General features: G+C 39.5%; 19 protein-coding genes. 10 read left to right on the top strand and 9 right to left on the bottom strand.

Features of this window, described 5'->3' with window-relative positions:
* Positions 1-98: 98 nt before the first annotated feature.
* Entirely contained in the window at positions 99-1052 is a 954-nt protein-coding gene (locus tag ACFE6N_RS18535; RefSeq protein ID WP_378938874.1) for a GNAT family N-acetyltransferase, read from the bottom strand.
* Positions 1053-1184: 132 nt separating this feature from the next.
* Between ACFE6N_RS18535 and ACFE6N_RS18530 the strand changes: the two genes are divergently transcribed.
* The 8 genes from ACFE6N_RS18530 (at position 1185) to ACFE6N_RS18495 (ending at position 14125) form a co-directional block, all read left to right on the top strand.
* A complete protein-coding gene (locus ACFE6N_RS18530) occupies positions 1185-1727 on the top strand; it encodes a hypothetical protein (RefSeq protein WP_378938872.1) in 543 nt (180 codons plus the stop codon).
* Positions 1728-1755: 28 nt separating this feature from the next.
* Complete coding sequence (locus ACFE6N_RS18525; RefSeq protein WP_378938870.1) at positions 1756-2223, top strand: DinB family protein; 468 nt, start codon at positions 1756-1758, stop codon at positions 2221-2223.
* Between the two features lie 129 nt (positions 2224-2352).
* Entirely contained in the window at positions 2353-5127 is a 2775-nt protein-coding gene (locus tag ACFE6N_RS18520; RefSeq protein ID WP_378938868.1) for an outer membrane beta-barrel protein, read from the top strand.
* Positions 5114-5887: a GLPGLI family protein gene (locus tag ACFE6N_RS18515; RefSeq protein ID WP_378938866.1), complete on the top strand. Its 774-nt coding sequence runs from the start codon at positions 5114-5116 to the stop codon at positions 5885-5887. Before ACFE6N_RS18520 ends, ACFE6N_RS18515 begins: the two co-directional genes overlap by 14 nt.
* 162 nt (positions 5888-6049) lie before the next feature.
* Complete coding sequence (locus tag ACFE6N_RS18510) at positions 6050-7666, top strand: CTP synthase (RefSeq protein WP_378938864.1); 1617 nt, start codon at positions 6050-6052, stop codon at positions 7664-7666.
* A gap of 20 nt (positions 7667-7686) precedes the next feature.
* Positions 7687-9486 (top strand): membrane protein insertase YidC, encoded by a 1800-nt coding sequence (gene yidC / locus ACFE6N_RS18505; RefSeq protein WP_378938862.1) that lies wholly within the window; start codon positions 7687-7689, stop codon positions 9484-9486.
* Positions 9487-9727: 241 nt separating this feature from the next.
* Positions 9728-12580, top strand: coding sequence for a prolyl oligopeptidase family serine peptidase (locus tag ACFE6N_RS18500; protein ID WP_378938860.1), 2853 nt, complete (start codon positions 9728-9730; stop codon positions 12578-12580).
* Positions 12581-12853: 273 nt separating this feature from the next.
* Positions 12854-14125 (top strand): nucleoside recognition domain-containing protein, encoded by a 1272-nt coding sequence (locus ACFE6N_RS18495; protein WP_090985612.1) that lies wholly within the window; start codon positions 12854-12856, stop codon positions 14123-14125.
* A gap of 271 nt (positions 14126-14396) precedes the next feature.
* Here ACFE6N_RS18495 and ACFE6N_RS18490 read toward each other — a convergent pair whose 3' ends face one another.
* The 3 genes from ACFE6N_RS18490 to ACFE6N_RS18480 form a co-directional block, all read right to left on the bottom strand.
* Positions 14397-14636 carry a hypothetical protein gene (locus ACFE6N_RS18490; protein WP_090985610.1) on the bottom strand — a complete coding sequence of 80 codons (240 nt, stop codon included), beginning with the start codon at positions 14634-14636 and terminating at the stop codon, positions 14397-14399.
* A gap of 100 nt (positions 14637-14736) precedes the next feature.
* Complete coding sequence (locus ACFE6N_RS18485; RefSeq protein ID WP_378938857.1) at positions 14737-15177, bottom strand: PaaI family thioesterase; 441 nt, start codon at positions 15175-15177, stop codon at positions 14737-14739.
* Between the two features lie 798 nt (positions 15178-15975).
* The gene (locus ACFE6N_RS18480) at positions 15976-18432 is read right to left on the bottom strand and encodes a TonB-dependent receptor domain-containing protein (protein WP_378938855.1); all 2457 of its coding nucleotides are present in this window, start codon (positions 18430-18432) and stop codon (positions 15976-15978) included.
* 378 nt (positions 18433-18810) lie between these two features.
* On the opposite strand from ACFE6N_RS18480, the gene ACFE6N_RS18475 reads away from it, so the two are divergent.
* Both ACFE6N_RS18475 and ACFE6N_RS18470 read left to right on the top strand, forming a co-directional pair.
* Entirely contained in the window at positions 18811-19269 is a 459-nt protein-coding gene (locus ACFE6N_RS18475; RefSeq protein WP_378938853.1) for a MaoC family dehydratase, read from the top strand.
* 158 nt (positions 19270-19427) lie between these two features.
* The gene (locus ACFE6N_RS18470; RefSeq protein WP_378938851.1) at positions 19428-19661 is read left to right on the top strand and encodes a hypothetical protein; all 234 of its coding nucleotides are present in this window, start codon (positions 19428-19430) and stop codon (positions 19659-19661) included.
* 306 nt (positions 19662-19967) lie between these two features.
* On the opposite strand, the gene ACFE6N_RS18465 is transcribed toward ACFE6N_RS18470, so the two are convergent.
* The 5 genes from ACFE6N_RS18465 to ACFE6N_RS18445 all read right to left on the bottom strand — a co-directional run bounded on the left by ACFE6N_RS18465 (position 19968) and on the right by ACFE6N_RS18445 (position 23510).
* The gene (locus ACFE6N_RS18465; RefSeq protein WP_378938849.1) at positions 19968-20354 is read right to left on the bottom strand and encodes a hypothetical protein; all 387 of its coding nucleotides are present in this window, start codon (positions 20352-20354) and stop codon (positions 19968-19970) included.
* 228 nt (positions 20355-20582) lie between these two features.
* Positions 20583-21299 (bottom strand): DUF92 domain-containing protein, encoded by a 717-nt coding sequence (locus ACFE6N_RS18460; protein WP_378938847.1) that lies wholly within the window; start codon positions 21297-21299, stop codon positions 20583-20585.
* Positions 21300-21343: 44 nt separating this feature from the next.
* Positions 21344-22042, bottom strand: a complete 699-nt coding sequence (locus ACFE6N_RS18455; RefSeq protein ID WP_378938845.1) for a DUF1826 domain-containing protein — start codon at positions 22040-22042, stop codon at positions 21344-21346.
* Positions 22043-22240: 198 nt separating this feature from the next.
* Positions 22241-22843 carry a DNA alkylation repair protein gene (locus tag ACFE6N_RS18450; RefSeq protein ID WP_378938843.1) on the bottom strand — a complete coding sequence of 201 codons (603 nt, stop codon included), beginning with the start codon at positions 22841-22843 and terminating at the stop codon, positions 22241-22243.
* 307 nt (positions 22844-23150) lie between these two features.
* The gene (locus ACFE6N_RS18445; protein WP_378938841.1) at positions 23151-23510 is read right to left on the bottom strand and encodes a response regulator transcription factor; all 360 of its coding nucleotides are present in this window, start codon (positions 23508-23510) and stop codon (positions 23151-23153) included.
* Positions 23511-23579: the final 69 nt, after the last annotated feature.

Genomic DNA, 23579 nt, shown 5'->3' with positions numbered 1-23579 from the left:
CCATTACAGCATCTAAAAATTTCTTCACACTAAATTTATTCCAGGGTTTTATACAATTACGATACTGAAATGAATTCAGCATGACGTATGGCGTGAAACTAATTCAAATTAAGTTCCATCTGTATATTACATCTCGCGTATGGCGTAGGCTTACCTGGTACCTTTTGGAAACCCATTTTATGGTAAAGATTGATGGCCGGTTTTAGAATGGTATTGCTTTCCAGGTAGATTTTAGCTGCACCTAATGATTTTGCTTTTTCAATAATTGCCTTTGCCAATAGAAATCCTACATTTTTTCCCTGGGCCTTTGGCGATACGGCCATTTTAGCCAGTTCGAAATCGTATTCTCCGTCATTCATCTTAATTAGCGCACAAACGCCTAATGCTTCACCTCCATAAAGCGCAACCAATATAAAACCTCCATTATCTAATATGTAGCCCTGAGGATCATCCAAAGCTTTATAATCAGATCCTTCCATGGTAAAATACTTCGAAATCCATTCTACATTTAACGACCTGAAAACCTCCTGGTGTTCAGGTTTGTAATCTATAATTTCAACTTTAGCACCATCGCGTTCTTTTTTCTTTTCCATAACCCTTCTTAACAAGTTTTTTTGTTCCAATAAAAATTCCCACTCTCCTATTGCTTCCCAAAGTTTGTGTTGTGCTTGTGCCGAGATTTCTTCAATTGCGGCGTTCACATCTATAAGCTGATCCTTCAGTTCTTCTGAAATTTTCATTCCTTTTTTAGAAAGGCTTATCACATTTCTACGTCCATCAGTTTCGTCCTTATTTTCTTTAACATAACCTTTTTTAAGCATTTCACTGATGATTTTACTAACCGAAGGGTGAGAATGTCCAATGGCTTTGGCCAGCTCGGTAATCGTTTTTTCCCGCTCTCTGGTCAACGCGTAAAATACCGGAAACCATTTAGGCTGCATATCAATATGATACAATTTATAAATCTGTGTAGCATCTTCAGTCACTTTATCAGTCAACATTCTTAATCTGCTCCCTATCGCTACTTTACCTATTTCATCAAAAAATCCCATAAAAATAATTAATTACGTAACCAGTTACGCAAATTTAAATAATTATTTGAAATACCGATACAATCATTCACTTCCGGATATTATTTTAAGTAGGCTGAATTGTAATAAACTTAAAATTTGTATTTTAGGAACATGAGAAAATTACCGATCTTCATGTTTTGCTGCTTCATTGTATTTTCTGCCTGTCAATCTAAACAGGGTAAAGAATCAGGTGCCGTCGAATTCAAAAATATCAATCAAAGCGTAGCAAAATCGTTTTCCGATTTAAAAACACTAGATACCTTTAAAATAGAACTAACCGGCAGAAAACCAGAGGAAATGGTATTGAATTTTACGATCAAAAATGCTGACGGAAAAGAAATTTACAATACCAAAATCAAAGGCACTGAATTATTAGGTAGCACAGATCCAAATATTGATCTTTCAAAGGAGAAAGACCAGATTGTTTTTTTAAAAACCATCGCCGATGATTTTTTTAGCGATGAGAATTTTCTTGAGCCTGCCGTTATGCCGGAGGATAAAGCCGATAAGTATACTCCAGACAAAGCCCTTTATGAAGAGTTAAAAAAATCAGGCCTAAATGGCTTTAAATATCGTTTAGGAAAAGAAAACAACATTTACATCGCATGGAGCGAGAAAGAGCAGAAGGTAAAAGTTTACTATAATTGCTGCTAGCTAGTATCTAAGCCTCAGAAATTTAGAAATGAAAAGGCCTGGATTTATTGCAAACCGATTAAGAGAAATTTTCATAAGCGGTTATTGGATAGCCAATACCAATTATAAAGATCAATTACAAAGCATTAATTGGGAACATGCCGTTCGGCAGGTAGGTGACTTAAATACGATTGCTGCCTTAACTTATCATATCAATTATTATTTATCTGGAGTTTTAAATGTATTTAACGGCGGTCTTCTGGAAATTAAAGATCAATATAGTTTCGACCTGCCCCCTATCCATGCTGAAGCCGACTGGAAACAACTGGTTAAGAAATTGCTGGCCAATGCGGAGGCCTTTGCTGATGAAGTGGAAAAAATGCCTGACGAAAAATTAGATGAGGTATTTGTAGATGAAAAGTACAGTACCTATCTGCGAAATATAGAAGCTGTTATAGAACACAGTTATTACCATTTGGGGCAGATTGTATTGATCAGAAAATTGATTCGAAGATAAAAACCAATGTCGTAAACCGTCAAACTCAACCCTAAAAAAAATATTGCAAGTATTTTAGCTAAACTAATCAAATAGTTGTATTTTCACACACCATAGCCAAACAACTATTTATCAACGTTTTCTCTGTACATGCTCAAAAGTCTCCTCACCGTATTTATATTTTCGGTACTATTTCTTCCTGCCTTAGCTCAAAAAGCCAATATCAAAGGTGTTGTAGTCGACACTGTAGAAAAAAGAAATCTTTCAAACAGTTCAATACTGCTCATTAACAGCAAGGATTCTGTTCTGGTCAGGGATACCAGAGCCAAAGGAAACGGCGAGTTTGAACTGGCCAACCTTAAAGAAGGCACTTACACCTTGGTCATCACCTACCCTAAAATGGCCGACTATATCAGAGATATCCAACTGTCAGATTCATCAAAATTTAACCTGGGTACAATTGCAATGGATAATAAAGCCACCCTTTTGAATGAAGTAACGATTAAGGCACAAAAACAAGCCATCAGGATGAAAGGCGATACGATAACTTACCAGGCAGATAGTTTTGCTGTAAAACCACATGCCAACTTACAGGATCTGTTGAGGCGGTTACCTGGAATTGAGGTAGATAAAAACGGTGCCATCAAAGCCGGTGGTAAGGATGTAAATACCTTGCTGGTAGATGGGGAGGAATTTTTTGGGGACGATCCGCTTCTCGCCCAGAAATACCTAAAAGCCAATGCAGTAAACGAAGTGGAAGTATATGATAAAAAAAGTAAGAACGAGGAGCTGACGGGCATTAAGGAAGAAGATTCAAAGGAAAAGGTGATCAACGTGAAACTGAAGGAGAATGCTAAAAATGGCTATATCAGTACAACGGAAGCAAGCAGCGACCTAAATAAATACCGCAACTTAGGTGCCATGGCGGGAGTTTATAAGGGGAAGTTGAAAGCGGCCGCTTTCGGTTTCAACAACAACATCAGTACTGAATCTAAAACCAACAATGCCATGAGCCGCCTGAAGGGTGATGAATATGATGTGATCGAGGTTGGTGATGATGGCAGTTCTGTTATGATCAGCTATGGCAACAATGATGATGATGATTTCAGGCCTGGGGGCGGTATTCCTAATATTACAACTTATGGTGCGCATTTTTCCAATAAATGGAAGGATAATAAGCTGGGTATGAAACTGAACTTCAAAGGAGCAGATAACAGTTCATTTAACGAAAGCACCAGTCGTAATGAATCGCTGATTCCAAATGGCACCACCTTTTTAAGTCAGGGCGCAAGCCGGGAGGAAAACCGCACGACAGGGCAAAGCCTGCGTGGAAGTACAGAGTTCAAGCTCGATTCGCTATCGAACCTGAAGATTTCTTTCGGGGCACGCCAGCAACGCAGTTCGTCCGGCAGTTTCAGCAACAGCGAAACGAAAAACGGACGGGGCATTATGGTAAATAGCAACAACGAAAATGGGGATTCTAACGGCAAAAGTGAAGCCTTTAACGGTAATATCGGTTATGTGAAGAAATTTAAAACCAAAGGGCGGATTTTAACGGTAGACCTACAGCCGGAAAACAACCGGAATAATAATGAACGGAATAGCCTGAACCAGACTAATCTATTTGATTCTACGGGTGTGATGCTGACTCCGGATCGCCGAAACTACCTGAATGACGACCAATCAAGCAAAACTTCACTGGCCTCTCGGATTTCTTATACCGAGCCCCTGAGCAAAAGGCTCTCGTTACAGGCAGGATATAGTTTTAAAACCATCCGCTCCAGCAGCAAGAAGTACACCTACAACCGCGATCTGGGTAACCAGAAAATCGATTCATTAAGTAATTTTTTCGAATTCAATAACTTTTCCAATGTCGGGAATGCGGTATTGCAATACAAGGGCAAAAAGTTTACGCTACGTGGCGGAACACAGGCCATTCAAACCACTTTCCACCTGGACGATTTAGACAGGAACCGCCAGGTGAACCGCTCCTATATCAACTGGGCACCCGAAACAAGCCTGAGTTATAAACTGGGCCGGAGCGGCAGCATCTCCGCCGGTTATAACGGGAGCACCAATCAGCCTGATATTGAGCAGCTGCAGCCACTAAGACAGGTGAATAGTCCTTTGTATACACTAATCGGAAACCCTAACCTTAGGCCATCATTCAACAATAACTTCAACCTCAACATCAATACCTATCGGCAGAAATCTGAAATTTTTGCCTACAGTTATCTGGGTTATAATTTTGTGCAAAATGCGGTAGCTTCCAGCACTACAGTTGATCAATCTAACAAAACTGTGACCACTTTTGTCAACCTGAATGGCGGAAAAAGCCTCTATGCCGGCGGTAGTATCGGGAAAAGTTTCAGCAAGATCCACCTGAATACAAATATGGGTTTCAATTATAACTATAACCAGGACGTTTCTATCCTGAATAAAGAATTAAATAAAACCAGCCGGAGCAGCATGTCCTTAAGACCGCGGATCAGCATCTATCATGATAAGTTTAGCCTGGAATACAATGTTTCCCTAAATTTCTCCAAAAGCCGTTCTACCATCGGCACGGTTAATGATGGGAAGAACTTCCGTCATGATCATGAGATTTCAGGGAACATCAATCTACCCTACAGTACGGAATTCAATACTTCCGTATCCTTATCTTACCAACCGGCCAATGCATCATTTGCCCGCCCGGTAAACATTGCTATATGGAATGCCTATCTATCTAAAAGGATGCTAAAGGCTGAAGAAATGGAGATCAGGGCTTCAATTTCCGATATCCTGGGCCAAAGGGTTGGCTATAACCGTTATGTAAACGGGAACAGTATAGGAGAAAGCACTAACAGCTTTATTCCAAGATATGTATTGATAGGTGTGGTTTATAATTTAAACGGCAATTTTGTTAAAAATGAAAAGAAATAATTTAGCTGCGTTCTGGCTGATCTTCAGTCTACTTTTAGGTTTGCAGATGGTTCATGCACAAACAGTATTCATCAGAAGTGCGAAAATTACTTTTGAGAAAAAGGTGAACATTAAAGAGCAACTCGCCAATAACCAGTGGCTGACTGATGAGGCCAGAGAGAAAATGGGTAAATACCGCACCACCAACTGGGAATACAGTTTCAATGACAGCACCTCGGTTTACCGGGCTAAACCAAAGGAGAGTTTAGGCGACAATGCCTTCTTCTTCAGTTCTGACAATACGGATGAACTGTTTACAGATCTGGCGAAAAGCAAACGTGTGAAGAGAAAAAGTATTATGGGCGATGATTTTATCCTGAAGGATACCATCCCGGGTCTGAAGTGGAAAATTATGCACGACCTGCGTAACATTGCCGGTTATGAATGCAGAAAAGCTATCGCAAAGATCAATGATACGGTTACCGTAGTGGCCTTTTATACGGATGAAATTTTATTAAAGGGCGGCCCGGAAGGTTTTACCGGTTTACCCGGAATGATATTGGGTTTAGCCATACCACGTTACAATACCACCTGGTTTGCCACCAGGATAGAAGCGAAAAACGTCCCGATCTTAAACATCAGTCCACCAACAAAAGGAAAGAAAACCGATTCGGAAAAAGATTTAAAAAAATTGATTGATCTTTATACCCGTTATGATGATAAAAAGAACCCGAGAAAGACAGAAGATATTAAAAAGGAACTTTATTCATTATTTCTTTAAATCAGCATTTTTTGTTAAAACTTTCAATATCAAACAAATAATAGCCACAAAAAATATTCTAATCACAGCCTAAAAGCCGTATTTTTTTTCTTACCTTTGTATCCCGTACAAAAACAATCAAGCAGGCCTCAAAAGCCTGCTTGATATCACAAATTATCAATCATGACAAAGTATATTTTTGTTACGGGCGGTGTAACTTCCTCTTTAGGTAAGGGCATCATTTCCGCATCTTTAGCTAAACTTTTACAGGCACGTGGCTACCGTGTAACCATTCAGAAATTCGATCCGTACATTAATATCGATCCAGGAACATTGAATCCATACGAACATGGCGAATGCTTTGTGACAGAAGATGGTGCCGAAACCGACCTGGATCTTGGTCATTACGAACGTTTTCTTAACGTTCCGACTTCACAGGCCAATAACATCACTACCGGCCGCATCTACCAAAATGTAATCAGTAAAGAACGCAAAGGTGAATACCTGGGCAAAACGGTACAGGTTGTTCCACATATTACCGATGAGATAAAACGCAACATGCGTATTCTGGGCGAAAGTGGCGAATACGATATTGTGATTACTGAGTTGGGTGGTACAGTTGGCGATATCGAATCTTTGCCATTTATCGAAGCTGTTCGTCAGTTTAAATGGGAAGAAGGCAGTACCAATGCCATTGTAATCCACTTAACCCTGGTTCCTTATCTGGCTGCTGCAGGTGAGTTAAAAACAAAACCTACCCAACACTCTGTTAAAGCATTACTGGAATATGGTATACAACCAGATATTTTGGTTTGCCGTACCGAACACCACTTGAGTGCTGACCTGAGAAAAAAAATAGCCTTATTCTGTAACGTTAACATCAATGCCGTAATCGAATCAATGGATGCATCTACCATTTACGATGTACCTTTACTGATGTTAAAAGAACAACTGGATAAAACGGTTTTATCGAAATTAAAACTGCCAACAAAAAACGATCCGGATATGGAAAGCTGGAAAGATTTCCTTGGCCGTTTGAAAAACCCGACTGCTGAGGTAAAAATCGGCTTGATTGGTAAATATGTAGAGCTACCGGATGCATACAAATCAATTATCGAATCTTTTGTACACGCAGGTTCGAAAAATGAATGTAAAGTCAGGGTAGAATATATTCACTCTGAGGGTATTTTCCCTGATAACGTAAAAGAAAAACTAGGTCATTTACAAGGCGTTTTAGTGGCGCCTGGTTTTGGTAGCCGCGGTATAGAAGGTAAAATCGATGCCATAAAATACGTTCGTGAAAATAATGTGCCTTTCTTTGGAATCTGTTTAGGTATGCAATGTGCCGTTATCGAATTTGGGCGTAATGTTTTAGGCTTGAAAGATGCGCATACTACCGAAATAGAAGAAAATTCGGCAAATCCGGTTATCAATATGATGGAAGAGCAGAAAAAAGTAACCAATAAAGGTGGTACCATGCGTTTAGGTTCATACCCTTGCGATATCAAAAAAGGTACAAAAGCTTATTCTATTTACGGCAAATCACATATCAATGAGCGTCATCGTCACCGTTACGAATTTAATAATGCTTACTTAAAGCAGTATGAAGATGCGGGTATGACGGCATCCGGCATCAATCCTCAAACCAATTTAGTTGAAATTGTAGAGCTTAAAAACCATCCGTTTTTCGTTGGCGGACAGTTTCACCCAGAATTAAAATCAACAGTTGCTAATCCTCACCCACTTTTTGTTAAATTTGTCGCCGCTGCAATGGAGTTTGCAAAAAAGAAAACGAATTAAAAGCAGTACATACATAAATAATGGATAGAAATACCTTTACAGGACTGTTCCTGATTATGATCATTTTGGCAGGATCATTCTACTTTTTGAAGCCGAACGAGGCCGAAATAAAAAAAGCCAAAGAAACAGAGCGTTTAGATTCTTTGAAAAAAGCAGGTATTGCACCTGCACAAAAAGACACCACTAAAACAGCTGCACTGACTAACCCTGCAGTAGATTCTGCAGCTTTAAAAGGTCCTTTTGGTACGGCCTTAAACGGCACGGAAGCCAACACTGTGCTGGAAAACGAAAATTTATTAATTACTTTAAGTAATAAAGGTGGTAAAATTACCTCAGTTGAAGTTAAAGGACAGAAAACCTTTACCGGCAAACCGGTTATTTTATTTGATGGTAACCAGAATAAATTTGGTTTAAATCTTAACGCTGCCGGTAAGGTAATCAATACTAACGATTTATACTTTACACCAACCAAAACCGGCAGTACGGTTACCATGCGCGCCAACTATGGTTCAAATGCTTATATAGAGTATGTTTACGATTTAAAAGCATTAAGTAACAAAGTTGCTTTCAACATCAATCTGGTTGGCTTACAGCAGGTAATTGCTGGCAATAGCATCGGTTTAAACTGGCAGACTACTTTACTGCAACAAGAAAAATCCATCGAAAGCGAACACCGTTATTCTGCACCATATTATAAATATTTAGATGGCGATGTAAACCATTTAAGTGTTTCTAAAGATGAAAAAGAAGAACTATCGAAAGGTAAAATCCAGTGGTTCTCTTTCAAACAGCACTTTTTCTCGGCATCATTAATAGCCAAACAAGCTTTCGAAAAAGGAAGTTTAGAGGTTAAAATTCCAACCGCTCCGGGCCAGGTAAAATTCTACGATGCCAATATGCAACTGCCATATACGCACAGTGCAAACCAGGTTTATGAAATGGAGTTTTATTTTGGCACCAACAAATTCTCTGCGCTAAAAGCACAGGGATATGATCTGGAACAGCAGGTTGATATGGGCTACTGGCCTTTAAAGTACATTAACCGCTTTATTGTATTACCGGTATTCAATTTCTTAAACAGCTTTGGCTGGAACTACGGTTTAATCATCCTGGTACTGACTATTTTGTTAAAAGTGGCCTTATCGCCGCTTACCTACAAGTCATACCTATCAATGGCTAAAATGAGGGTATTGAAACCAGAAATGGACGAAATTAAAGCTAAAGTAGGTGAAGATAACCCAACATTGGTTCAGCAGGAGTATTTAAAACTGTACAAAAAAGCAGGTGTAAACCCACTTGGCGGTTGTTTGCCAATGGTACTACAGTTGCCTTTGGTAATGGCGTTCTTCTTCTTCTTCCCTAACCTGTTTGAGTTGAGAGGCGAAAGTTTCCTTTGGATGAAAGATTTATCAACCTATGATGAGTTTATCAAATTTGGCGTAAAAATCCCTTTCATTGGTGATCACTTAAGCTTAATGTGTGTATTGATGACGGTATCAACGCTGATCATGACGTATTTCAACAACCAGGTTTCTGGTGCTACGGGTCAGATGAAATATATCGGTTACATCATGCCAATCATTTTCTTAGGGGTATTGAACAGCTATCCAGCAGGGTTAAACTATTATTATTTCTTAGCCAACTTAATGACTTTCGGACAGCAGTTCCTGATCCGCAAAATGGTTGATGATGAAAAAATCCATGCTTTAATCCAGCAGAACAAAGCCAGACCAGTTGATGAGAAAAAGAAAAAATCTAAATTCCAACAGCGTTTAGATGACTACATGCGTCAGCAGCAACAGCAACAAACCAAGAAATAATCTTGTTTTATTCCAAAACAGAAATCCCCGGTTACTTTTACGGTAATCGGGGATTTCTGTTTTGGGCTGAGCGATAAGTGCATGGCGTTAGGCGCTTGTGCCCACACCGCCTAATCTTCTCCCCTTTAACCTTTGCCTTTCCAATTAATGCCTTAAATTGTAATATTTGATATACAAGTTTCAGAATAAGCTAAAATTTTCCAATTTTAGAAGATTAAATCAACAAACTAATTAATTTAAAATGCAAAAGAGACTAACTGTTATTCTGTTTTTCGTTGTCAGCTTTGCCTACGCACAAAAGAAACCTTTAGATCATTCGGTGTACGATACCTGGGAATCAATAGGCACAAAGCAATTATCAAATAATGGCCAATGGGCGATGTACAGCATCTTACAGCAGGAAGGAGATGCGCAGTTATACCTTGCCAATATCAAAACAAATATCAAAATCAATGTTCCCAGAGGGATGAATGCACAATTTAGCAATGATTCCAAATTTGCGGCTTTCAACATCCGTCCGCTAAATAAAGAGCTGCGTCAGGCCAAAATCAAAAAGAAAAAGTCAGACGAATTACCAAAAGATTCATTAGGGATTGCCAATCTTACCAATAATGCGGTAACAAAAGTAGCCAGGGTAAAATCTTTCAAATTCCCGGAAGAAGGTACTGGTGTATTGGCCTATTTAACTGAAAAACCAGATACTGCGCAAAAAGCCATGAAACCTGTTGAAAAAAAAGATGGCGAAACTGATTTTGCTGATGATGAGCCTGCCGGAAAAGGTAAAACCGAAGAAGGAACAGATCTGGTGGTAAAAAATCTTACAACAGGAACTGACAAGACCTATAAGTATGTTACTGATTACTACTTCAGCAAAGATGGCAAACAATTGGTTTTTGCCTGCAGTGGATCTAAAAAAGACAAAACGGCTCCACAGGGCGTATTCTTGCTTAACACCGAAAAAGGCACCTTAAAAACGCTGATTAAAGGTAAAGGAAGTTTTAAGAATTTCACTTTCGATGAAGAAAGCGAACACGTGGCATTTGTAGGTGAACAAAGTCCGGAAAAAAAGGAAATAAAAGACTACAATATTTATTATAGCTCGTTAACACTTGACACGGCGCAGATCCTGGTTGATTTTGATATGCCCGGACTACCAGCGAAATGGTCGGTTAATGGTGATGGCAAAATTTCTTTTAGCAAAGATGGGAAGAAGTTATATTTTGGCATATCGCCTGTTAAAAAACCAAAAGACACTACAATAGTAGATTTTGAAGTGGCTAAAGTTGATGTGTGGAATTATAAAGATGATTATTTGCAACCCATGCAGCTTAAAAATGCAGAAAGGGACAGCAAAAAAAGCTATTTATCGGTTATTGATGTTTACAGCAGTGATCCAAAAGTAATTCCGCTAACCGATGTAAAACTACCTGATGCCAGTATCATCGCTGAAGGTGATGCAGCGCAGGTTTTGGCTTCTACCGATTACGGGAGGCGGATCGAATCGCAATGGAGCGGTTCAACTTCAAAAGATTATTACCTGGTTGACACCAAAAACGGCCAGAGAAAGAAAATCATCGAAAACCTGAACGGTTACGCTTTGGCATCACCCGCGGGGAATTATATCCTTTACTTCGATCGGAAACTAGGCAGCTGGAACACTTATCAGGTAGCCAGCGGAAAGGTTACCGTTTTAACCGCAGGCCTAACTGAAAAATTTGTTGATGAAGAAAACGATGTACCAGACCTTCCTTCTGCTTATGGTTTAGCCACCTGGACCGAGGGCGATAAAGCGGTCCTGATTAACGATAAATATGATATATGGTCGTTTTCGCCAGATGGAAAATCGGCACCAAAAAATATCACTGCAGGCTTTGGAAGAGCGAACAACATCACCTTCCGTTACGAGAACGTACGGACAGACAGAACAGAAAGAAACGCCAGTAAGTTTGTTAAAGCAAATGAATTGGTTTGGTTAGCTGCCTTTAATAATCTGACCAAAGAAAACGGCTTTTACCGCACTAACGTAGGCACTGCTAAGGCACCCGAACCAATTATAATGGCAAAATTTAAGTATTCCGGCCTCACAAAAGCTAAAGATGCTGATGTTTACATCTACGATAAAGCCAATTATGTGGAATCGCCAAATGTTTACATCACCACTGATTTCAAAACCGAAACCAAATTGAGCAATACCAATCCGCAACAAAAAAACTACAATTGGGGTACTGCAGAATTGGTGAAGTGGACTACACCGAAAGGTTATAAAGCTGAAGGGATTTTGTACAAACCGGAAAATTTCGATCCAAATAAAAAATATCCGATGATTGCTTATTTCTACGAAAAATTAACGGATGGTTTATACACTTACCAGGCACCAGCACCTACCCCATCCCGCTTAAATATTTCCTACTTTGTAAGTAACGGCTACCTGGTGTTTGCACCAGATATTAGCTATGAAACCGGACACCCGGGAAAATCGGCAGTTGAGTTTATCAATTCAGGTGTAGAAAGCCTGAAGAAAAACAGTTGGGTAGATGGCAGCAAAATTGGTATTCAAGGTCAAAGCTGGGGCGGTTACCAGGTGGCTTACCTCATTACGCAAAACAATATGTATGCTGCTGCCTGGGCAGGTGCACCTGTAGTGAACATGACTTCTGCTTATGGTGGTATCCGTTGGGAAACCGGTATGAACCGCCAGTTTCAGTACGAGAAAACACAAAGCCGCATTGGTGCAACACTTTGGGAAAAACCAGAATTATATATCGAAAACTCTCCGTTATTTATGCTTCCTAAAGTTAATACGCCTGTTGTGATTATGGCTAATGATGCAGATGGTGCTGTGCCCTGGTACCAGGGTATTGAAATGTTCACCGCCCTGCGCCGTTTAGGTAAACCGGTTTGGATGCTAAACTATAATGGTGAAGCGCATAACCTGGTTCAACGCCAGAACCGGAAAGATATTCAGATCCGTGAACAACAATTTTTCGATTATTATTTAAAAGGTGCCAAAGCTCCGGCCTGGATGACAATTGGAATTCCGGCTACCGAAAAAGGAAAAACATGGGGTTTTGAGTTAACAGATGATAAACCGTAGTTAATCGGAGGTTAGAAGACCGAAGTCCATGGTTGATAGTATATTTATTATTTTCCATGGATTTTCTGTTTAGGGGTATGATGGATCAGTCTGATGTATACCTGCAATCGTCCCCCTGATCCGATAACTCCTATCGGATTTATTTCAGGGTCTATTCAGCGGGAAGATGCTGGAAACAAGTTCAGCATGAAGATCGTAAATAGAACAACGATTCTTATGAATTTCAGCTTAAAAAAACTATTTTCACGCATCAAATAAAACTAAACACTCCCAATGGCATTAAGCAGAATCTGGTCGGCATTTATTATTATAGCTATTGTTGTAGCAAGTATTAAGTGTTTCTTCTTCGGACACAGCGATATCTTCAACTGGATGGTAATCGGCAAATCTTCCGACCCTTTAAATCCTTTAAAATTAGACGGCATTATCGAAACCTGCTGGATTGCGGTAGACCTTTGCATTAAACTTGTAGGAACATTAGCTTTATTTATGGGACTAATGAGCATCGCTGAAAAGGCAGGCGGCATCCGTTTATTATCCCGAATTATAGGTCCTTTTTTTTCGAAACTTTTTCCGGAGATTCCGAAAGGACACCCTTCTATGGGACATATGATCATGAATTTCTCTGCCAATTTGTTAGGCTTAGATAATGCAGCCACACCATTCGGTATAAAGGCGATGGAAAGTTTGCAGGAGCTGAATCCCAACAAGGAAGTGGCCAGCAACTCACAGATTATGTTTTTATGCCTGCACGCCGCCGGTTTATGTTTAATTCCGGTCAGTGTAATTGCCATTAGGTCTACCCAAAATGCGCAAGACCCTACCGATATTTTTATCCCCTGTTTAATTGTAACCTTTGTAGGTACCATGGCTGCGATGCTTATTGTATCGTTTAGGCAGAAGATAAATTTACTTCAACCTGTTATCATTACCTGGGTACTTGGTATATCAGCTATAATAGGTTTGCTGGTTTGGTATGTGAGCAAGTTAAATGCAGAAAGTATAAAATCATTTTCGGGCTTATTGAGCGGAGGTATAATTTTACTGATTTTCTTATTGATTGTATTGGGTGCCCTGTATAAAAAAATAGATGTTTTTGATGCTTTTATTGATGGCGCTAAGGGTGGATTTGAAACGGCGTTGAAAATTATCCCTTATCTGGTGGGTATTTTGGTAGCCGTTAGCATGCTGAGAACCAGCGGAACTTTTGATGTGGTGATGAGTGGGATTAAAAGTTTGTTCGTATTCTTTGGAGCCGACACCAAATTTGTCGACGCCCTGCCTACAGCCTTAATCAGGCCTTTAAGTGGCGGTGCAGCCCGCGGTATGATGGTGAGTACAATGATTTCAAGCGGACCTGATTCATTTGCCAGTAAGCTTTCGGGAGTCTTTCAGGGCGCTTCAGATACGACCTTTTATGTGGTAGCGGTTTACTTTGGCGCTGTTGGAATAAAAAATACGCGTTATGCCATAGGCTCGATGTTACTGGCTGATCTGGTTGGCGTTTGTACGGCAATTGCACTCAGTTACATGTTTTTTGCTTAGTTTGGATGAATTGGTCATTGGTCATTAGTGAATTGGCGCTCAAGTCATGATTTATCGGGCCGGTTTTTTACCTGTTGACGCCATCCAACATTGGCTTCGCTATCAGGATTATAGCTTTCAGGTTTAGCTTTTGATAAAGATTCTTCATTGCATTCAGCATGACAACATAGGAAAATACTAAAAAAAATCCCTGTCAGAAATTCATCTGACAGGGATGTTAATATCTTAAAATAAACAGAAGCGTTATGCCTCAAATGTTTATTATGCAATACTAGCAGGGAGTTTGGGGAGATATTCTATTGATAATTTCATCAATCGCGTCTGGATCAATCACCGCATTTTTCGAAGCACACCATTTTTCCGACTTATTATCTAACCAGATACAGAAAGAATGGTAACCGTCTAAAATTACAGCATAAGTTTCATGAAAATCATCTTGAATACGCATGCAAAATCCCTTAAAAATTTTGCCTCTCACGTTAAACTGCAGAGTGGAATAATTTTCTAACATGGCTCATTATATTTTAGGTTAATTTACAACAATATATAGACGAGAATGTTTTGTTAATATAAAGGAATTAACAACTTATTCTTAAGCGTTGTAACTTAATTTAACCTATGTTTAACATGTTCGAATAACCTTTCGCAATCAACCGTTTTTTTGAAGGCAAAGATACTTCACATTGCAGATTTAGAATCGTACGTCCTCTTTTCACGATTGACGTTTCTGCAACCACTTCGTCACCCTCACCTGCCGTTGCAAAATAGTCGATGTAATTATTTACAGTGGTATACCGGTCGTTTAATCCCATCGTAAAAACCGTTGCACCAATCAGATCATCAATAATACCGGCGGTTACACCGCCATGCAAAATCTGATATGGATTGGTCATTTCTTTTCGGACTTTATATTGGCACACCAAAATCCCATATTCTGCTTTAATTAAAACTGGTGCCAGCCAGTTCATAAAGTTAGACGGCGAATCTGTAATGACTTTGCCAATTGATTGTCTTAAAAAATTTAGTCGCTGCTCGCTCAATGAGGCTTCCATAAATGTAGCTGTTTTTAATGTTTGATGCTTAAAGATAAAGATAGGTAAATGAGGTACAGTCGTCCAAATAAAACGGTTAATACCCCATACAATTATTGATATAAAGTGATATTGAAAATATATTTAAAAAATTGGAGCGCAAAGCTTGTACAAAACAATAAGCATCTTCCCGTTTTCCGCTTATACGCTTCGCTGCCTCGTAACCTCGTTGCTGCAGGGTATCGCTGCAACCGGGGCTAAGGGGCTAACGCAGTATTTCATTTGCGAAGTTGCAGGGGCGCAGAAACCTTTGTTCTTAAACCCGATTGCAATGTAAAGCCCGTATCCCGATTTTTTCAATCGGGAGAGGACTTGAAATGAAAAGCGGGACCAGCGACCGCCAAGAATCACTTAACGTTCATTTCCTGATTAAAGAGGTAATATTTCTTTGGAGCGCAAAACCTATACGAAACAATAAGCATCCTCCCGTTTCCGCTTATACGCTTCGCTGCCTCGTAACCTCGTTGCTGCAGGGTATCGCTGCAACCGGGGCTAAGTGGCTTATGCAGTATTTCATTTGCAAAGTTGCAGGGTGCAGAAACCTCCTGTTTATAAACCTAAGGGATTGAGCGGAATAGCCCGGAGCGCTGTGAGGACTATGAGCGAAAGCGGGACTAGCGGCCTCCAAGAACCACAAACGCTCATTTCATATAACATATCTTCAATTAAAAAGATTGCTTCGTCATTCCTTCTCGCAATGACGGATAAAAGAAATGCGGTAAATCTATTGATCTGTAGCAAAAGCATTTTTTTTAACTCTTAAAGTGGAATTATCACTTTAAAACTTAAATTCCTGCCCATATTGTAAATCCCCGACCGGCCGTTGGGCGAGCTGTTATAATATTCAAAATACTTCAATCGGTTTAAATTAGACTGATAAGCCACATTAAAAATATTATCGGCCTGAAGAAATATATCGCAGATGGTTTTTCCTTTTTTTGTTATCAGCGTTGAGCCGATTCCTCCGTTAATTAAGGTATAGCCTGCCGTAAAGCTTTCTGTATTGTCAAGCGCATAAAATTTGTCCTGATCGGCGAAGAGGGCAGCATCGATTTTGATATAAGGTTTATCAAAAATGCCTATAGGTTTTTGAGCGGTTGCCTCGATTTCCGTCCTCACCTGCAAAGGCGGAATAAAAGGCAGGTATCTGGCCTCATCACCATAATGATCCAATAGTTCCCGGTTTTGATTCAATCCTACGGTATAAGCTAAACTATTATTAAAACTCAGCCATTTTAAAGCGTTGGGATGCAGATTAATAGAAATTTCCGCACCGTATAGCCTGGCTTTTGATTGCTGGTATTGATAAGTGAGGTTTCCCGGAACAATAACCACCGGATTCCCACTGGCATCGGTTAAGCGTGATTGATAAATGTAGTTTTGGATATGGTTATTAAACAGTTCCAGGCTGATATCGGCATCTTTTAAATAGGCGATCATACCAAGATCTTGCTGAAGGTTAAATTCTGGTTTAAATGTCCTGTTCCCTAAATATACAATGTGCGCACCCGGATCCAGTCCGTTGGAACCGATTTCTGTAATGTTTGGAGCCCGGTAACCCCTTGCAATGTTGGCCTTAACCAAAAACCTTTCTGAAATGTTGTAAGTTAAGCCCAGACTGCCAGATAAACCATAATAATTTTTAGTAAAAGATGGAAATTGCAGTTTTCCAGTTAGGTCGCCAGCACTTACCTGTTTATCAAAACCCGTTAGCACATTAGTACCCACATAAAAATCATCCCAATTGATGTTTCTCCTGTCGATCCTGATTCCTCCTGAAACATCTACCTTACCCATTGATTTTTTTGCAAAATAGAATGCACCAATATCAAAGAGGTTATAATCCGGAATTGGAAAATCGGTAGCATCCTTACTCTTGTTAACCTGGTACATGCCATTTAGTCCAACAGTACTTTCGATACCTGCAAAATCGGGCAGGTTGTACTTAAGATCATAATTAAAAGTATTCAATACCACGTAAAGCCCGGGCTGATCTGGCCTTGTAGGGTGATTATATTCTCTTCTTACACTCTGTTGGCCGCCAACCAATACATTTAAATCACTGGTTCCGAATTTGAACTGACTCGTGTTATAAAAACGGAAGTGTTGAATGTGTTGATGTAAGGGGTTAATGACATAGGTATTCAGATCGTGTTTTGCCACAACAGGCCTGTTTTTGATATCGTCCCCTTCATCCAACACCTGCCTTGTAAATCTTCTTGATAAAGAATCTCTACTGCCGTCCGGGATTTCCATTACATTATCGTAATAGGTAACGGCTGTTTTAGAGAAACCCCAGCTTTTATCTAACCTGGCACTGGCAGATAGATTGTACTCTCTAAAAGCGGTTCCATACACCAATCCATCAATCTTATTCCGGTAATTATGTGCCGTTTTTCCCGTAGCCCTAAAGGTATATTTCCAATCATTTCTGACGTAAGCCAGTCCGATCGATGAACCGATCATTCCGTTATTGCTTTGATAATTTGCGGTAAAATCGCCTTTTAACTTCCCGTTTTCAAAACCAGGCGTGTAGGGGATCATATTAATTACACCAGCTAAAGCATCGGACCCATAGGTTAAACTGGCCGGACCTTTTACCACCTCTACCCTGGTAATGGCGTATTCATCTACCTCAATTCCATGTTCGTCGCCCCACTGCTGTCCCTCCTGCCTTAAACCATCATACAAAGTTAGCACGCGATTATAGCCTAAGCCCCTGATAAATGGTTTAGAAACGTTTGGACCGGTAGTAACTGCTGTAATACCCGGCACGCCTTTCACAATCGCATCTATTAAATTGGTATTTACGTTTTGGTCCATTGTTTTTCTGGAAAGTACGGCAATGGGTACCGGGCTTTTCCGTAGTTGTGTGGCCCGGTTTACCCCGGTAATAACCACATCGTTTAAGTTGGAAGCCAGGCTTAACAAATCGGCATTAACTGTAACAGTATCTGCTTTCAAGGTTACCCTGACTGTTTGAGCCTGATAACCAATACCTGAAAACACCAGATCACAAATACCGTAAGGAACTTCCCTTAACTGATAACTTCCTGTATGGTTTGATTTTGTTGAACTTTTACTACCTGAAACCTTAATGGTGATATTTTCCAGAACTTCGCCCTTTGATGTAACAATACCTTTAACTGTCGCATTTTGGGCAATAGCATTTAGCGATATCAATAAAAAGCAAAAACAAATGAATAGCAATCTCATAAAAAAATGATTTATCTAAATATAATTTTAGACAAATCTAAATTTTAATTTAAATATATCAAATAAAATGTTTAGCCAACATGTAATTTCATTTCGAATTTTATCGCTATCTAGGGGAAGTGTTAGTGTGCTAAGCTTAAGGCAAAGCCTGACTTGTGCTTTTAAATTATTGGTTGCTGACGGGAAGTCTGTAAGAATATATCCTTTCCTGGCCTATTCCTATCCAAAAAAAACCTATCGAAGTGTTGTTATCCTGGTATCGTCGCAAACCTTGTTTTATCATGGGCGATTGGTCATAGAAAAGTAATTGAAACTAAACAGCAAAAGGATTGTTGTGCCTAAGAATTTAAAACAATACAAACTTTTTAACTAAAATATATGTTGGTGATCAATAATTTCGAGGAGTACGAATCCTATCTGGGTAAAGAACTAGGCATTTCGCAATGGCACACTATAGACCAGGAGCAGATCAATAAATTTGCGGATGCGACTTTAGATCATCAATGGATTCACACTGATACCGAACGGGCTAAAAATGAAGGGCCATTCAAAGCAACGATTGCACACGGCTACCTAACCCTGTCCTTAATCCCCTATTTATGGAAACAGATTGCCGATGTGCGCAATATTAAAATGGAAATCAATTATGGTATTGAACGCTTTAAATTTGGCCAGGCTGTTTTAGTTAATAATGAAGTACAGTTAAAAGCTAAACTTATGTGCATCAGCAATTTAAGAGGCATTACTAAAGTAACCATCCAGGCTACGCTTGTGATTAAAGACCAGCCTAAACCGGCTTACGTAGGCGACGTGGTATTCTTATACCATTTTATATAGATGCCTGGTAGATATGAAAACCTGAAGAATTTCATTTTTTATTCTACCGATGATTTAACTCGATAGGCACCCTTACGTTTTCATGATTGTTACATTGAGGTGGAAACAATCCGGCTGGCCAGTCGTTAATTTATAGAGAAGATCAATAAAATTAAGATATGGAAAACATCATCACTCCTGTTCAGTTAATCAACAACCATGCAAATAACTGTAATAAAGCGACTTTAAAAATCGGAAGTAAGTTTCAATGGGACCCTAAATATGCCTCCAAAGAAACACCTTCTTTTGATTCGTTTAAAAGTGAAATCGAAAATTTTTACGAATACAAACTGGTATTTGGTTATGAAGGTGCAGTTGGCCAAAGTATTTACATGGTAACCGGTGTGAAATAAATACTGCAATCAGTTCTTAACTATCATTATAGCTGGCACCTGACTACTCAAACGTGACCAAAATGATTAGATCAATAAGAAGTTTAGCGTAAAGTTTAATATATAAAAAGCCCGGATATCCATCCGGGCTTTTCTTATCAACTAACCTAAACTTATAAATACTAACCAAATATTTATAATGCAAAACTAGTTATCGATTATTAATCCAGTGTTAAATATTTATCATCTGTTAAGTGCGTTTGATGCTTAATCGTGATCGATACTCATGGTCGGGTCTGATTACAAGAAATTGAAGAACTTCAATACTTATTTCGCAGCCCGGGTTGCCTTATCGAAAGATAATATCAGGTTCTTTTGATCAATCTGATTTAATGGCATTTCATGCACATTTTTACCCAGGCCGGTCGTAAAGTAAACATTGGCTTTAACCGTCTCTCCTTTCTCAATACCATCTTCAAATAGCGCGATCCCAAACAGGCTGCTGTCTACTTTTGATGAGGCCTTAATACTCACTGTACCCAGCGCATACTTGCCATTATTCTTCAGGGTAACAACGCCCTGTTTATAGGTGTAACTTACTCCTTTCAATGTTTCCAGGTAGGTTTTATTTTTACTGGTAATCGGTTGATAGGTTTGGCCGTAACCTGAAAATCCACAGGCTGCCAGCACTGAAACAAAAATGATTTTTTTCATGATCTTATAAGAACTAAACAATACTTAAATATCACAAAAAAGCTTATTATAAAATCAGCTACAACAAATTTCGAACCGGATAAATGAGGGATTTTACAAATTAATGAAGAAAGGCGTAAAAACACTGATATTCAAGGCATTTTAATACATTTCAATCTGAAAACCACGAGTAAATGATAACACATCACTTCATTGATTTTCACCAAATACCTTTGGATCAAAAAAACTCTAAATAAAAATAATTTTCATCACCAAAGCCAGCAAGGCTGCTGTTAATGTATTTAAAAAATTAACCATATTATTGCCAATTATGCCTCTGCGCTCCAGCACAGCGCCCAAAATAGAATCAGTCAGGTTTCCCGCCGTGCCGGCAATAATGATCAAACAAAAATTCATATTCCATCGAGATCCAAGCGCCTCAATAGCTGCGATAATAATACTGCCTGCCACACCGATCAATGTTCCTTCCAAACTGATTACCCCATCGTTTCCACAGCGGTCAGGTCTGAAAGACATCACATTAAAGAAACGCCTTCCATAAAGCATCCCCAGTTCAGATGATAAGGTATCTGATGTGGCTGAGGCAAAAGCGGCCGCCATTGCCGTAAGCATTAAATAGTTCAGCGAAGGATAAAACAGCATCACCACAGCCGCTATACCGGCAACCCCGGCATTAGCCAGTACCTGGAGTGCCGTACGGCCATTCCTGGTTTCGGTTATCGTAGCAGAAATCTGTTTTTTATTTCGCTGCCATGAAGTGGCAGCAGAACCCAAAATAAAAAACGTGGTCATCATCGCCAGGCCGGTGTAACCAGCCGCAAAATAAATCAAACAAGCCAGTATAGCTCCGGCAAACGCCGCTATAACGGTAAGTTTTTTAGCTAAGATACTGTAAGCCATACCCGCCAGAACAATAACAGGCAAAAAGATAATGCTGTTGAACATCCGTCAAATATATTCGAATTATTTGTGAAACTTAAGCTAACCAATTAGCAGATGAGCAACAACCTCCACTCTCCTTCTTTTTCCAGCGGTGCCCGGTGGATACAGGGTAAACATTGTTGATCAGGATGAGCTACGGCCAGTCTCCACAAATGGCCTACTCCCAATTTTACAGGCCTTGCACCTGTTTTAGCCTGGTAATGCAAGTCAAAATAATGCTCCGTCAAAAAGCTTTCAAATCCGTCCTCTGAACCCTCGTGCAATTCGCTAAGCTTTTGTCTGATTTCCGGCACCCGCACTTTTTGTTCAGCTTGGTCGTTAGGTAAGATTTCACTCGCAGCCCCATAATAAGTACATAAAAAAGTATCAGTACCAACAGGCGAACGATCTACATGAAAAGAATATACATCTGTTGATATGAAATCGAATTCTTCGTCACGCTCGTAACTTTTAATTAAATTTAACGAAGGTGATGCACCAGCGTCTGTTAAGCGTTCAAAATCGTGCATAATCTGCGTTCTCGCTGTATTTCCCGGCTCTGAAAGTTTGAGCCCCCGGAGATCATCCATCGAAATTTCCGTGAGATTTGTCTTTAGTTCGAGCTTAGATACAATTTCTTTAAAATCGCCTGATAGGTCTCGCTGCCAGCATACTGCATTCAGATCGCCTTTAAAAGCTATATCCATCAGTTGAGAAAAAGTGGAGACTACTGTAACGTGCGTACTTTCAGAAAATTTGTTTTCCATTTATATTTAAATCACACAACCATTTAGTGCAAAAGTAAGGATTACGTTAAAAGACCAGGTGAAAATGACCTTATTTTTAGAAAGAATAACTGAGCAAGGCATTTTAAACGTTTGACTATCGTCCAATCTTAACAATTGATACAATATCATTATAAGATTATGGTAAACCTAAAGACAGGCTTTATTAGATTTGATACTTTATTTTCTCATAACAAGCCGGTAGGTAAATGCAGTTTTTTTATCTGTCAAATCCCATTTCGAAACTTCATCCAAAACGGCTTGCTTATGCTTCTTGCTGATATCGCGAAGGGCATTGCCTACTGACTTTCTCAGATATTCGCTGTCATCAGATTTGTTTGTACCGATCAGCTCAATGGCAATTTGCGGATAATCTTTAAAGTAAGGACGGCCTGTCCAGATGCGGAGACCTTCAGTCACGGCTCTTTTTACATTCGGGTTAGGCGCTGAAAGCCATTTTTTAATCACAGGAATACTTTTCCCGTAACCTATAACTTTGCAATATTGGTCGAAAGCTTTTGCCAGCATTTCCTGTACCCGCCAGTTTTGATCATCTGCCACGCGTGTTTCAAGGAGCAAAAGTGCTTCCGGGTGGGTTGGCGAGAGTATCCCTAAAATATAGGTGGCCAGCATCCTTACCTGATAACTATCATCGGCTAAAAACTGAAGCGCAAGGTCGAAATGCGATTCATCCTGATTTGCCAAAATCTGGTCGCCCGCATCGATAATGTGCCTGAAGCCATGTTCGATTTGCTTGATATGGTCAATGATTAATGGTATCATTCCTCAAGGCATAGGTTATTATTGTACTTCTTATCCGTCCCTGGCCGGTGGATCCGATATTTAAACCCGAGATCAAGACCAGATCTGTCACTCAAATATACGATCTTAAATACGTCCCTGGTAAATTTTTAGGCCAAAAATCAAGCTATTTAGTAATAGAAAAAAATGAGCCTAAAAGTAAAACGGGCTGAACTTCAAAGGCATCAGTTATATGCTACCGATAACAAACTCCGGTTCGAAGCCTGAGCAATAGCTTTATTATGATCCGATCAATAGCCAATTCATCTGTTCAAGCTATTACAAATGCTTAGTTTACCACAGCGTTCACTCTGGCTACAAAATCGTCGATACTGAAAGGCTTCGCAATAAAATCGTCTGGATGACATTTTCTATTCGCATCCGCTACAGAACAATGTGCAGACATCATCAGTACTGGAACATCAAGTGTACGCTGATCATTTTTTACCTCCCTGCAAAGGTCGTGACCACTTCCGTCAGGCAGGCGAACATCCAAAATCATCAGACTTGGATCAGTAAAAAGCAAATCTTTTCTAAAGCTCCGTATATCAGGATATAATTTAACCTCATAATTCTCTTCATCCAATAACAACCCTATGATCTCCCTGATATCACGATCGTCCTCTAAAACCATTATTTTCTTTTTCATCATCGTTCCATGTGTATTAATATAACCATTTGGATGCCATTTGGTTTTATTAATTTAGAAACAACTCAA

The sequence above is a fragment of the Pedobacter sp. BG31 genome (assembly GCF_042464845.1).
Taxonomy (GTDB): Bacteria; Bacteroidota; Bacteroidia; order Sphingobacteriales; family Sphingobacteriaceae; genus Pedobacter; species Pedobacter suwonensis.
This window is presented reverse-complemented; position numbering and strand designations above follow the sequence as displayed.